Origin of the sequence: Lactobacillus sp. UCMA15818 (genome assembly GCF_030400225.1) — a bacterium.
Classification (GTDB): Bacteria; Bacillota; Bacilli; order Lactobacillales; family Lactobacillaceae; genus Liquorilactobacillus.
This window is the reverse complement of record NZ_VJYB01000002.1, coordinates 369,910-383,531: the sequence shown is the minus strand read 5'-3', so window position 1 is coordinate 383,531 and position 13,622 is coordinate 369,910. Positions and strand designations below refer to the sequence as shown.

At 36.7% G+C, this 13,622-nt stretch carries 13 protein-coding genes; 4 read left to right on the top strand and 9 right to left on the bottom strand.

Annotated features, from left to right (window positions below; genetic code table 11):
• Positions 1 to 24: 24 nt before the first annotated feature.
• Together FFX44_RS04855 and FFX44_RS04850 are read right to left on the bottom strand one after the other, a co-directional pair.
• Complete coding sequence (locus FFX44_RS04855) at positions 25 to 594, bottom strand: DNA-3-methyladenine glycosylase I (protein ID WP_289978435.1); 570 nt, start codon at positions 592 to 594, stop codon at positions 25 to 27.
• Positions 595 to 902: 308 nt separating this feature from the next.
• Entirely contained in the window at positions 903 to 2,042 is a 1,140-nt protein-coding gene (locus FFX44_RS04850; protein ID WP_289978433.1) for a D-alanine--D-alanine ligase family protein, read from the bottom strand.
• A gap of 451 nt (positions 2,043 to 2,493) precedes the next feature.
• Between FFX44_RS04850 and FFX44_RS04845 the strand changes: the two genes are divergently transcribed.
• The 3 genes from FFX44_RS04845 to FFX44_RS04835 are packed head-to-tail and all read left to right on the top strand — an operon-like array spanning position 2,494 to position 7,092.
• Entirely contained in the window at positions 2,494 to 4,002 is a 1,509-nt protein-coding gene (locus FFX44_RS04845) for an exopolyphosphatase (RefSeq protein ID WP_289978431.1), read from the top strand.
• Positions 3,999 to 6,158 (top strand): RNA degradosome polyphosphate kinase, encoded by a 2,160-nt coding sequence (locus FFX44_RS04840; protein ID WP_289978430.1) that lies wholly within the window; start codon positions 3,999 to 4,001, stop codon positions 6,156 to 6,158. Before FFX44_RS04845 ends, FFX44_RS04840 begins: the two co-directional genes overlap by 4 nt.
• Before the next feature lie 4 nt (positions 6,159 to 6,162).
• On the top strand, positions 6,163 to 7,092 hold the full coding sequence (locus FFX44_RS04835) for a Ppx/GppA family phosphatase (protein WP_289978428.1): 930 nt from the start codon (positions 6,163 to 6,165) through the stop codon (positions 7,090 to 7,092).
• Positions 7,093 to 7,243: 151 nt separating this feature from the next.
• On the opposite strand, the gene FFX44_RS04830 is transcribed toward FFX44_RS04835, so the two are convergent.
• The 7 genes from FFX44_RS04830 to FFX44_RS04800 form a co-directional block, all read right to left on the bottom strand.
• A complete protein-coding gene (locus FFX44_RS04830) occupies positions 7,244 to 7,738 on the bottom strand; it encodes a hypothetical protein (RefSeq protein WP_289978427.1) in 495 nt (164 codons plus the stop codon).
• Between the two features lie 24 nt (positions 7,739 to 7,762).
• Entirely contained in the window at positions 7,763 to 8,764 is a 1,002-nt protein-coding gene (locus tag FFX44_RS04825) for a hypothetical protein (RefSeq protein ID WP_289978426.1), read from the bottom strand.
• Positions 8,757 to 9,647, bottom strand: a complete 891-nt coding sequence (locus tag FFX44_RS04820) for an exonuclease SbcC (protein WP_289978425.1) — start codon at positions 9,645 to 9,647, stop codon at positions 8,757 to 8,759. The genes FFX44_RS04825 and FFX44_RS04820 overlap by 8 nt, the downstream gene beginning before the upstream one ends.
• 126 nt (positions 9,648 to 9,773) lie before the next feature.
• Complete coding sequence (locus FFX44_RS04815) at positions 9,774 to 10,937, bottom strand: hydroxymethylglutaryl-CoA synthase (protein WP_289978424.1); 1,164 nt, start codon at positions 10,935 to 10,937, stop codon at positions 9,774 to 9,776.
• A gap of 112 nt (positions 10,938 to 11,049) precedes the next feature.
• Complete coding sequence (locus FFX44_RS04810) at positions 11,050 to 11,811, bottom strand: EAL domain-containing protein (RefSeq protein WP_289978421.1); 762 nt, start codon at positions 11,809 to 11,811, stop codon at positions 11,050 to 11,052.
• A 275-nt stretch (positions 11,812 to 12,086) separates the two neighbouring features.
• The gene (locus FFX44_RS04805) at positions 12,087 to 12,449 is read right to left on the bottom strand and encodes a CrcB family protein (RefSeq protein ID WP_289978418.1); all 363 of its coding nucleotides are present in this window, start codon (positions 12,447 to 12,449) and stop codon (positions 12,087 to 12,089) included.
• A complete protein-coding gene (locus FFX44_RS04800) occupies positions 12,446 to 12,838 on the bottom strand; it encodes a CrcB family protein (protein ID WP_289978416.1) in 393 nt (130 codons plus the stop codon). The genes FFX44_RS04805 and FFX44_RS04800 overlap by 4 nt, the downstream gene beginning before the upstream one ends.
• A gap of 115 nt (positions 12,839 to 12,953) precedes the next feature.
• On the opposite strand from FFX44_RS04800, the gene FFX44_RS04795 reads away from it, so the two are divergent.
• Positions 12,954 to 13,520: a TIGR00730 family Rossman fold protein gene (locus FFX44_RS04795; protein ID WP_289978415.1), complete on the top strand. Its 567-nt coding sequence runs from the start codon at positions 12,954 to 12,956 to the stop codon at positions 13,518 to 13,520.
• Positions 13,521 to 13,622: the final 102 nt, after the last annotated feature.

Below are 13,622 nucleotides of genomic sequence, written 5' to 3'. Positions count from 1 at the left end.
AAGTTACATTCTTGTCCCATAAGGCTATTTACTGCCCACATTATCTTTTTTTATTTCACAATTTACTAGATGGTCATCAACCATTCCTATTGCCTGCATAAACGAATAAATAATCGTTGGCCCAACGAATGCAAAACCCTGTTTCTTCATATCCTTTGCGATTTTTTGCGAGAGTGCCGTTTGTGCAGGTACTTCTTCACCAAATTCCCAGTGGTTAATAATTTGCCTATTTCCAATAAAATTCCACAGATATTCGCCAAAATCAAATCCTGTCTCTTTTTTTAATCTAAGTAAATTTTGTGCATTTTTAATAATGGCCCGAATTTTTCGCTGATTACGGATAATTTCTTTGTTAGTCATCAACTGTTGAACGTCTTCTTCGGTCATCTCTGCAACTTTTTGTATCTTAAAATCATAAAAAGCAGCTCTAAAACCAGCTCGCTTTTTCAGGATCACTTCCCACTTCAAACCGGCCTGCATTATTTCAAGTGAAAGCATCTCAAATAAGACTGCATCATCCTTTTTTGGAACCCCCCACTCCTTATCATGATACGCCATCAATAAATCATTCCCCATTGCCCACGAACATCTCATCAAATTCCTCCTTCACCATGTAAAAATATACGCAAAAAATTAGCTATCTTCTCTAATACTAACAAAAAAAGATGGGAGTGTGCCATAAGTGTACTGCCTTAAAAAAGTTAGACGGAGAGTTTTGACTTATGAAACACGTTTATACGGAATAAATAAAGGAGCTGAATCAAAATTTAACTTTTGACCCAGCCCCAACTCTTAATTGATTCACAATAAACATATTCTCTCAAAACTAGGCGACTACAAGTTCTCCTAGTGAAGCACAATATGCACACTACCGCGAAATCATACCAACTCAGATATCACTTTTATTTAATCTCGTCTTTTTTTTCTGGTAACTTTTCTTTTCCAAGATCAACGAAATCATAATGCAGTCTTGCGTTATCATCAAACTCTTCAAGCGCTAGTTCAATTAATTGATCAATTAAATCACTGTAGTTAATGCCTGATACAGCCCATAATTGCGGATATAATGAGATATTTGTAAATCCAGGCAAGGTATTAACTTCACCAAAATAAGGTACATTATTGCTATCAACCAAGAAATCCATCCGTGCCAAGCCACGATTATCCAACACACGGAAAGCGTCTAACGACATCTGCTTGATCTCTGCAGTCAAACCTGCTGGTAATTCGACTGGCATCTGGAATTCAACACCTGAAGCATCGACAAATTTGTTATTGTAATCATAGAAAACATCGTCATCTGGTATCTTAATTGCACCAAGTTTTGAAGCCTTAGCACTGCGATTGCCTAATACTGAACATTCAACTTCGCGCGGATGATCAATTGCCTCTTCAACAAGCAGTTTAAAGTCATAATGAAAACCTTCTTTGACAGCTTTATCAAACTCTGCTTGATTTTCAACCTTGTAAATTCCAACTGAGGAGCCTTGACGCGCCGGTTTGACAAACATTGTTGCTCCAAGTTCCTTGCTACATTTTTCGTAAGTATATTCTGCTTGATTTTCTGGAGTAACCACAACGTATTTTGTATTGCGAATACCATGAAGGGTTAGTAACTGCTTTGTTAAATCCTTGTCAAAAGACACACCTGAAGAAGTGATTCCACTACCAATCCAGGGCTTGTTCAGTAACCTAAATAAGCCTTGAACCGTCCCATCTTCCCCCATATTGCCATGAATAACTGGGTAGAAAACATCAATATCTTTCACTTCAGAAATATTTTGAATGTTTGCAAGCGGGTTAGAAAAATCAACAGTTGCGGTTGCTTCAGCAACAACTTTATCCTCATCTTCCCCATTAAAAATTCTCATTGAATCTTTGTTTCCTAAAAGGTAGCCTTTTTTCGTGAACATAAATACAGAAACATCGTACTTATCCTTATTCATTCCATCATAAATGTTGTGCGCAGAACGTTTCGAAACAGCATGTTCTGATGAGTTACCTCCAAAAAGCAATGCAATGTGTAATTTCTTTTTTTCCATGAAAATTCCCATTCCTATCGGTTATCTTATTATACGGTCTTCTATATATACGGTGATGTAAATTTAGTGGCTAGGTCAAAAATTAAATTTTAAACTAGTCTCCTTATGGACTTTGGATAAACGTGTTCCATAAGCCAAGCTTCTCCGTTAACTACAAATTCTACCGACTTAAGCCACGCTTTCCTTATAGAATATTACCATGATTAGTTCATTTTGTCAGTTGAAATACTCCAATTGGTTATATAAAAACTCCTATTGAATTTTTCTGTAGAAGTACTGGGTCAATAATTAAATTTTATCATCTTTTGTCACACTCCCCAACATAGTTAATTTACCAAGCTTCCCCGCTATGTAAAGAACTTCATTTACCTATTATTTACACAATCTTTTCTTTAAAAAAAAGTAAAAAATTGTTAATATTAAGTTAGAAACTAAAATTGAGGTGAATATTGTGGCAAAGAAGCTATATGGCATCATTTATATGACTCCGAGACAACTTAAACTCTCTATCGTTGATTTAAACGATTTCTCAATTGTAGAAGATGTTACATCTAATTTTTATAGCAACCACACATATGAATATCAACATAATGTCCAAGGTATCACAATGGCACTTAACGGTTTCTTACTCATTCTAAAGGAATATGGTGTCAAAAATTATCGCTTTTGGGGTAACCAGCAATCCTTGGATGAAATCAGTGCACGTTATTTAGGTGAACAAATCTATGTTCGTACGACATTACGCGTCCATTGGCTGAACACGAGCCAGCTAACTTATTATAAGGCCGCTGCAATTATTACACATTTGGATAATTTTAAAAAAATTAGTTCTTCCTTGACATTCTTATTAAGTCTTGGCTCTGAGCGAGTTTCCTTATCTCAATTCAGTGACCAAAAATTCACTTCTACTTGGAATATCGACTTAGGTTCAGCACAACTTTATGATGTTAATGCAGCGCTAAAGCCTAGCACAAGTAACCCGATGGCTTTACTTGAAGATTACATTGGAAGTAAGCTTGAACATCTTAAACATGTTTTTGCAAATCAAACCATGTCTTCTAATCTGATTTTACAAGATTCGTTAATAATTAATAAAAAGTTCATTCCAACTGATCAAGCATCTTATACTATGCCACTTGAAGAATTTAAAATGCTCTACCAAAAAGTTACCAATGCTTCTGACCAATTTTTGATGGATTATTTTGAAATTGATGAAAATGAGATAACAAGTATTGCTTCATATTTTTTATTGTTGTACCAAATTGTCAAATTGACTAAAGCACAAAATATTATTTTGACCGACATCACAGTTTCCGATGGACTCGCAATCGATCGTGTCCAACGTACTGGACTAAAAAAGCAAAACTTCGATGAACTAATTTTAACCACCGCTGAAAATATGGCCACGCGTTATCTTACAAGCAAATCACACAGAGAAAATGTTACTATGATTGCTCTGCATTTGTTTGATCAATTAAAAAAGCTGCATCATTTGGGTAAACGAGAACGTCTGTTACTGCATGTATCTTGTATTCTTGCCGATATTGGCAATTATATTAATCAACAAGGTCATTACAATCATTCTGCTTACATTTTGCAGTCTACAAAGGTTCTGGGACTATCAAATACTGAAAATTTGATTATTGCTGAAATAGCGCGTTACCATAGCAGTGAAGCCCCCTCTGCAAGCGAGGTTCATTTTAAAAACCTTAATCCAGATGTTCAAATGAAGGTGGCTAAGTTATCTTCTCTTTTGCGTATTGCAGACGCTCTGGACGACTCACGTGAAGAAAAGATCCAAAAAATTTCAGTATCACTACGCGAAACAGAATTAATTATTTTTGCATATTCAAATCAGAATATTGCCTTAGAACAATGGTCCTTCACCAATAAGGCTCAACTTTTCGAAAAAGTATTCGGCCTAAAAGCTACTCTAAAACAACGGAGGCAATTACAATGAGCAAATTTGATAAGCAAACTTATTTCAAAAATCGCGAATTAAGTTGGTTGGAGTTCAATGAACGTGTCCTTGAAGAGGCTCGTGAATCTGAGAACCCCCTGCTTGAACGCGCAAATTTTCTTGGAATCACACAAAGCAATGTTGATGAATTCTTTATGGTCAGAGTTGCTTCATTGAACAAGATGTATTCTGTAAACATCGAAACTACAGACGCTTCTGGAATGACTCCTAAAGAACAAATCGATAAAATTAATGAAAAAGAACAAGAGATGGTTACACGCCGTTATACAACATATAATCGTTCGCTTATGCCACAATTGGAAAAAAGTAATATCAAGATAATTACTGCAACAGAGGCTACTGCAGAACAATATAAATTCATTCAACGTTATTTTAACGATGAATTATATCCAGTTCTGACCCCTTTAGCTGATGATTCTTCTCGTCCGTTCCCATTCATCAGCAATAATTCACTGAATATTGCAGTCCGTCTCCACGAGACTGATAACAAAAAGCATCGACGCTTCGCAACCGTAAGAATTCCTGATGTCTTCGCAAGAATTATTAGACTTCCGCATGAAGAAAATACTTTCATGCTACTTGAAGATATTATCAAGGAATTCATCGGTAATCTCTTCATTGGATACAAAGTCAGTGATGCTTCTACATACCGTGTTATTCGCGATATGGACCTAGATGTTGCTGAAGAAGATACTTCAGACTTGCTCAGAGAAGTCCAACGGCAATTAAAAAAACGCGAACACGGTGGCGTAATGCGCTTAGAAATTGAAAACTCAATGCATAATCGATTAAAATCAAGACTAATTGAAACCTTAGATATTGATAAAAAAGCAGTTTATGAAATTAACGGTCCGATTGACTTGACCTTCTTAAAAAAATTGCCTGGACTGGTCGAGGGTCATCCTGAATTAAGATATTCAAAATTCAGACCGTTTGTTGATCCAGCGTTAGCAGACAACAAAGATTTCTTTGCGTCCATTAGAAAAAGAGACTTCTTTATGCACCATCCCTACGACTCCTTTGGCTCAGTCGTAAACTTCATCGGTCAGGCCGCAACCGATCAAAATGTGTTAGCTATCAAAATGACACTCTATCGTGTTTCTGGCAAGTCACCGATTATTAATTACCTGGGACTCGCAGCACAACATGGTAAACAAGTCACCGTGCTTGTTGAAGTCAAAGCTCGCTTTGACGAGGAAAACAATGTCCGGTGGGCCAAGCAGCTTGAAAAGATGGGCTGCCACGTAATTTATGGTCTCGTTGGATTAAAGACACACTGTAAGATTGCATTAGTTATTCGGCATGACAATGATGGAATCCGTAGGTATATTCATCTTGGAACTGGTAATTATAATGATGTGACTGCTAACTTCTATACCGATATGGGAATTATCACCGCTAACGGCGACATTGGAATCGATGCCTCTAATTTATTTAATATGCTGTCAGGTTATTCAGAGCCACCATATTTCCATAAATTGCATATCTCCCCTAAGCGTATTCGGTCATTCATTAATAAAAAGATTGATGATGAAATCTTGGCTGCAAAAGCAGGACACAAAGCCACCATCAAAATGAAGATGAACTCTTTGTCCGATCAGGAGATTATTGAGCATTTGTATGAAGCTTCTGCGGCTGGCGTCAAAATTCAATTGATTATTCGCGGAATATGCTGTCTAAAGACCAATATTCCCGGTGTTAGCGACAACATAGAAGTTCATTCAATTGTTGGCCGTTTCCTTGAACATAGTCGTATCTATTACTTTTATAACGAAGGAAATGAAGATGTCTATCTTTCTAGTGCAGATATGATGACTAGGAATCTTAATCGGAGAGTAGAATTACTATTTCCTGCATTAGATGATAATATCAGACAGAAAATCATTTCAATTTTTGGGACAATGTGGGATGATAATGTTAAGACACGGACGTTGCAAGACAATATCTTTACACATATAGATCGTCGTGGTCATACACGTCTGAATGCACAAGAACACTTTATAAAAGAGGCAGAACAAAAAAATCAATTGCTACTGGATCAGCAGCGTGCAGAAAAAAGGAATACTTCAACTTTTATTCCGATGACTCATCACGACGTTTCTCCACAACTGCCCGGTAGTGGTAAGGAGGAATAAAGAAATGATTAATTTTGCGGTGATTGATCTTGGATCTAATTCAGTCAGAATGACTATAACTCAGATCAATGATGATGGTACAACCAAGGTTACTCACCAATTAAAAGAAATGGTTCGTCTTTCAGAAAACATGGGTGCAGAAAAGGTCCTTCAAAAAGAACCTATTGAACGGACACTTGATGCACTTGAAAAATTTGAAACGGTTTACGAAAAAATCCCTCATCTTCATATTGAAGCTTTGGCAACTGCAGCTGTTCGAGTTGCAACCAATCAAGCGGAATTCTTGAAACTTGTAAAAGAAAAGGTTGGCATTGACTTCGAGGTAATTACCGGTGAACGCGAAGCCTATCTAGACTTTTTGGGAGTAACTCGGACTCTCGATGTTGGCAAGAATTGCCTAATTATTGACACGGGCGGTGCAAGTACCGAATTGATTCTGGTAAAGCAAAAGCAAGTAGCACACCTAATAAGTCTCCCACTCGGATCCGTAACTATCTCTCAAGCGTTCAACCTTGACAACAAGATTAAAGCTTCTGAATTGTTTCTCGCAATGACTGATGTAGAAAAAGCCTTGACAGATGTTGACTGGCTAGTGGATGCTCACAAGACAAACCTCGTAGTTCTGGGCGGAAGTAATCGTACTTTGGCAAAGATTGCCCGTCGCAAAATTGATGCCGAAAATCCGCCAGACGTTCATGGCTTTACACTGAGCAGTGATGCTGCTTTTACTATCTTTGCTGAACTAGTAGACTTGGATAAGAGTGAACGAGAGAAGATCCCGGGGCTTGCAAAGGCTCGTGCTGACGTTATTGTAGGTGGTCTTATGCCAATTTCCCTAATTCTGCGGACACTACATATTCCACAAATACTATTTTCAAACCATGGATTGCGTGAAGGTGCATTATTTGATTTCGTAGATAAGAAGCAGCAATAATATTCTGTATTTCTAAAGCACATAAATGTCAAAATATGCAACAGGGTTATTCGTAATAAATAGAGACTGAATCAAAATTTAACTTTTGACCCAGTCCCTATTTTGTTTTGGATAAAAACATATTCTCAAAATTGTATCTCATGAACTTGTCTTAAGAATCAGACTCATTTTTGGCACACAAGCTGAGAAAACACTCTTCAATCTGATTAAGTGAAAGCCCCAGCTCAACAACGCCAAACTTCAGAAATAGATGCCAGGCATGTTGGAATGAGTTGGATTGATGTTCAAAATAACTTTGATTGAGCATCTTTTGTAAAATCAAATAAATCTTTGCAAATGATTGTGTCTTCCACTTACCTTCAAGTTCGTGTAATTCCTCATCAGATACTAATAACAAATATGTCCATTTTTTATCATTAGCTACTTGAAAAAAAGGAATTAATGCTTCGCAATATAAGTCCAAAGTTTCTACAGAATCTCCAGTGTCCTTGTCAGCAACCAGTGTTTGCTTGAAAAGTTCTCCTATACGATAGTTCAACTCAAAATAAGCATTCATTAACTTATTAGCAGGAATTCTTTGTTCAATTCTATATTCATGACCAATCTGACGAAAGCGAACTGCATCCGTTAGTTTTTTAATATCCATTATTTAATGCTCCTCATGTGTATTCTAGTTAAAATAAAGAGCGTCTGATTGAATCTCTAGTGTAGCCAAATTATCAAGATACCATGATCTCAAGAATTCATAACGTAACAATACATCAAACCAAGCAACTTCATGTTGTTGATCGTAAACCTTGATTCCCCAGCCTAGATCAACATCCTCTTCATAATTATGTTGTTCAAATAATTCAATAACAATTCCATGGTCGAGTCTCAAAATCGGTGAGCTATTCTCCCCTAATTCGAGCATTCTACCACCATTTCCTGCTTCAACAAACAGTTGGTCAATAATCGAACGTGGAAGATTCGCATCTGCTAATTGGTAAATCGCACTGTTTGAAGGATCAAGCAACGTAAAATCAACGTCAAATCCATAATCTTCCTTCAAGAAATTACCAATATCCAGCAGGTAATTTGCAAAGCCCTTAATAGCTTCCTTTCCAATTGAGTCATGGTATTCAACCAATAACAATTGTGTTACAGCACGACTATTGAAACGCAGCACATGTTTCTCAAAATTCAAATAGAATAAAGCTTCACCAGTTGCCTTTTCTGTGTAGTAGGCTCCACCTTGAACAGCATTTTCTAACTTAAAGATAAAATAACCAGCTGAATTAATCCCTGGGAATTCATGATAAAGTTCATCGTATCGTTCAGAAGATTGTAAGATTACACGTTCCCTGCTATGAAGCGCTAAGAGACGATTAATAAAGATTAAATAAAAATCAGATTGGCTGTACTGCTGCGGAAAGGTCAAGTATGCAGTGTCCAATTGATATGTACTCAAGGCCTGTGCTGCTTCAAACAATTCATCAGTGCGGGTCGTTGTAATTAGCTGATCCAATAATTTTGTAAAATTAGCTCCATTTGCAAGTCCATCCTTTAACTGATTATTATAAGAAATTAATCTACCAGAGGTACTCAAAGTTGTTGCACTTTCGGTGGGTTCAACATCTGAACTATTCTGGGGTCTAAAAACTTCGGTTGGTTTTTCATACTCTCTACTCATTCGTATTCATCCTCCCGTTTGTCGCTATTAAATCGGCAATGTAATCACGATACAAGGATTCGCAGCGGGCTTCGAAAGCATCAAAACTTCCGAATTTAGCGATAATACTTTGTTTCTCATAACCAATCAACGTATCTTCCTTAGACAATTCAAGCACTTTTTTCTCATTATCTTTGATCAAACGATATGCATCCTGTGCTTTTTCATCCTGTTCAGTCAAGTTTGAAAGTTGATTGACAAGCTGCTGTTTGGCTTCTTTTGCTTTAGAAGCCTCCCATGGCATAACTTTTTCCTGCGCAGCCTTCTTTAATTGCAATCTGATTTTTTCTTTCTCTCCATCTCTTTGTTCCTGTGAATCAATCAAAGCCTGCAATTGATCCGCCTGACTTGACAGCATGCCAATCTTGTCGCTATTCAAGCGCTTGCTCTGGCTTTCCAATTCAAATGCTCTTCTTAGCTTTTCATATTCAGCAGGATCAAAAATGAACTGGGCTTTAATGATATTTAATTCACCAAAGAGTCGGCGATCCCACCAATTACCAAAATAAAATTGAAATTTGCCTAAATCGATTTGTTCAAAATAAAAAAATGGATACGTTGCTGCTAAGTACGCTAAGAGGTTGGTACTCAAATACTGGCTTAGTTTAGCCGCAATATCGCTTACAAGGTTCTCATTGTCAACATCCGCACTGCCATGTCGCGCTTGGATGATCTGTTCTGAATAGCGATCACCATCAATTAATTGGTACACCAAACGATCATTTTTGTTATCTATCGCTGTCGCCAATGTCTGCAGATAGCGAATCTTGCTAGCAACAGCCTTTGTGAGTTCTTGTGTTGCCTGCAAGTACTCTCCATTACTCACTGTATTACCATTTGCCAAAATAATCTCCCCTTACACTTATGATTTCTACTTATAATTCGTGCTTATTTTTTGAAACCTTAATAAGATTAAACAAATCCATTATAATTATAACATTTTAATCCTAAATCCCCCAATATATGGGATTCATCGGCTTAAATATTTTCTTCTATAATCCTGAACCCCTGCCAAAATAAAATTAGACTTATCTTCTTGATAATCAAGTTCAATATTTTCTACATCAAAAACGTGATTTTCAAAAAGTTCTTCATATTCTGCAACAGAAACAGCTTGCCGCTTATTCAATATTGCCTGATAGTCGACTCCAGCAAGACCTTTTTGATAATCAGTCTGTAATATACCGGAAAAAAACTCGGCTTGTGCACCCGAACCATAACTGAAGAATCCGATTCGCTCACCACTTTTGATATTAGGACTATTAACAATCAGTGATAAGAAACTCAGATAAAGCGAACCTGTATAGAGATTTCCAACTTCACGATTGAACTGTCTTGCATATTCAAATTCTCTGAGCAAGCGACTACTATCTTCAATTGAGGCATTCTGAAGTATCTGTCTAAGACCTTTCAGTCCCATCTTGGTGTACGGCAGGTGAAAAAGCAACGCACCATAATCTTGCGGTTGATAGCCTGTTTTTTGCAGTTGTTCATCCCAAACGTTCTTCAAGAAATCAAGATATACTCCAGCAGAATACTTACCATCTACTAAAGCCTTTGAATGTCCCAATGGACGCCAAAAATCCATAATATCTTCTGCATATGCGGCCGTTTCATGCTCTAATTCAAGAATCTTGGGTTTACTGCTGATAATCATTGCAATCGCACCCCCGCCTTGTGTTGGTTCACCTGGAGTATTAATCCCATAACGAGCATTATCAGCACCGATTACCAAGACCTCAGTTTCAGGATTCAGTGCAATGTATCCCTTTGCAAGTTGAAGTGCAGCAGTTGCACCATAGCATGCTTGTTTCAGTTCAATCGTTCGAATCCGCGGCAAAAGACCTAACAAATCAGCTAAATATATTGCAGCTCCCTTTGAATTATCTATTCCAGATTCAGTTGCAAAAATAACATAACTTATTTTTTCCTTGTCTGCTTGACTGATAATTTTTTTTGCTGCGACTGCAGCCATTGTTACAACATCCTGTGTCGGACGAATTACTGCCATCTTGGATTGTCCGATACCAATCAGATATTTATTCGGGTCTTCATGGCGTGCGTACGCTAGATCCGCCATATCTAAGTATAAATCAGATGTGGCAAAGCCTATTTTGTCAATCCCAATTTTCATTAGTTTCACTCCTCGCTTCTGAAAGCTATTAATTTAATAATACACGAAAAAAAGTCTCTAATGGTAAAATTCCAATAGAAACTTTTATGAATTATTTACAACAAAAAAAGCGTTAGTAGATATTATTTAGCCTTTTAGCAGTCTCTTTTAATACATGCGGCTTTTGCCAGAAAAAGCCTTGCTGCATGTCAAGACCGCTAGAAATCAGTGAAGTCGCAGTAATCTCATTATCAATTCCCTCAACCACAAATTCAAAGTTATATTTGTTTGCTAAATGAAACCATGCTTTTAAAAAAAGATAAGTGACGTCATCTCTCAGGCCCCTGAAGGCAACCAAGGATATCTTCAGTCTATCGATATCTTGCAAGTTATTAGCTACAAATTGCAGTGAATTTTGTCCAGTACCTATATCATCTACTACGGTCTTAAAGCCCATTTTTTTTAACACAGATAGTGGCGATTTTTTGAAAAATTTGTCCTGTGCTGCAAATTCTTTATTAAGCGGAATCGCCTCAGTAATTTCGACAGCAATTCTACGACACTCAGGTAAAATACTATCTATAAAAATCCATGTTCTTGGATATTTAAACTGTTGTGGATCAATATTAATGTCAAATTTATAATTTGGAAACTTCTGTAGCAAATAATTAAATTCTTTTTCGAACCACTCGATAAAAACATCATTGTAAGCTTCACATTCAATCAACTTCCTAAAAGCATTAAAAGGAAACTTGTTATCTCTTTTAGAACGAATCAAAACTTCATAGTCAGCAACCGATTCAATCAACTGGCTTGATCTAATCCTTATAATAGGTTGACAAACTAAATAAAATTGTTGCAATTCGTCTACTATACAAACACCATCTTCTGTCATTTGACCATTCCTTTAAAAGATATAATTATGAAATCAGCGGTCTGTAGCGTAACTTTCGCTTTTAACTCAATAAAAATTACATACGTTATTAAAAACTTGAAAAAAGCAACTTTCATCTAATAACATTGTACATCAAAAAGATGTATTAAGATGCATATTTATTAATTTAAAAATTAGGTAATTATTCTAGGCGCTATAAACATATATCGGAAATAAAACAGAATTTTAAATACCCTAATCATGATTATCTTTAATAAGTTCTAACAACAGGAACATCAATGTGATTTCATTATAACACCGATAATGACACCTAAGACAGATAAGGCAATCCCCAATAAATAACTAATGCTTGCATACCACCATGCATATATACTCTTTTTGCTTCCAAACAATCCTAAAATTTCCGTATTCATTGTTGAAAATGTTGTAAACCCGCCTAGTATACCAACTCCTATTATTAAGTACGCAACTTTAATCGTTGCTAACCCATATAATGTTCCCAATAAGAATGAACCAGATAAATTAATTAGTAATGTAGCCGTCGGCCAAATCGTTCGTGATTTCTTTTTAATCACTGTAGTAATCAAATACCGCAAAACAGATCCTAAGGCTGCTCCAATCCCTACAAGATATATCACATCTTATTCCTCCATTTCATACTGTGCCCACTTAACTTACCAAGCTTCATACCGCAAAATGCACTCAAGTATCCGCCAGCAATACTTATTGTCAAGTAGGTCAGCATATATGTATTCGAATGTAATTCAGCAAGTTTGACGACATCTAAACAAAAGCTTGAGAAAGTCGTAAAGGAACCAATTAATCCAGTTCCCAGTCCAAGTGTAACCCAAGAAGCCGGTGTTCCCGACTCAAGCAGGAAATAGGTTAGAAAGGCTAGCAAAAAGCAACCAATAATGTTGACAATGATTGTCCCGTTGAAAGCAAACCAGACTCCCAGCAAATAACGGAGAATTCCGCCAATAAATCCAAAAAAGGCTATGCTCATGATATTTTTAAAGTTGATCATTATTCTCCCCTCCCAATACTTGAAACAAAATCAATAATGAAACAGTTCTGCTAATATGATAGTAATACGATGTGCTACAATTAGATAATCAATGACTATTTATGAGGTGATTTATTTGAAAAAAATTGCAGTATATTGTGGTGCATCAACTGGCAATAATCCACACTTTAAAGATGCTGCTGTCGAACTCGCCAAATGGATTGTTTCGCATAACTACGAACTAATCTACGGCGGAGGAAAATATGGATTGATGGGTACATTGGCCAACACCGTCCTAGATAATGGCGGAAAAGTCACTGGCATAATCCCCCAAAATTTATTCGACCGCAATGTTGCCCTTGCAAGCATCACAAAACTTGAAGTTGTTTCTGATATGGCTCTGCGCAAAAAAAGAATGATTGAACTAGCAGATGTTTGCCTAGCACTTCCCGGTGGAGCTGGAACACTTGAAGAAATTGTCGAGGCATATTCATGGGCCCGCATTGGCGACAATCCCAATCCATGTGTGTTGTTGAATATTGATCACTATTATGATCTACTTGAACAATTCTTCAACCAGATGGTAGATAAAGACTTCTTGAGTACTGCACATCTAAATAAGTTATGTTTTGCAAAGTCTCTGAATGAAGCAGCAGCATTTATCCATACATACTCTCCACCAAAACTGCGTAGTTATCAATAGCTCCGACTTTCTTTATTAATATTTCCCCAATCAAAAAAACTTCGGCTGAAAAAGTTGTCAAAACAAAGCCCGAAGTTTCTTTTTGTTACTAATTTCTGTAAA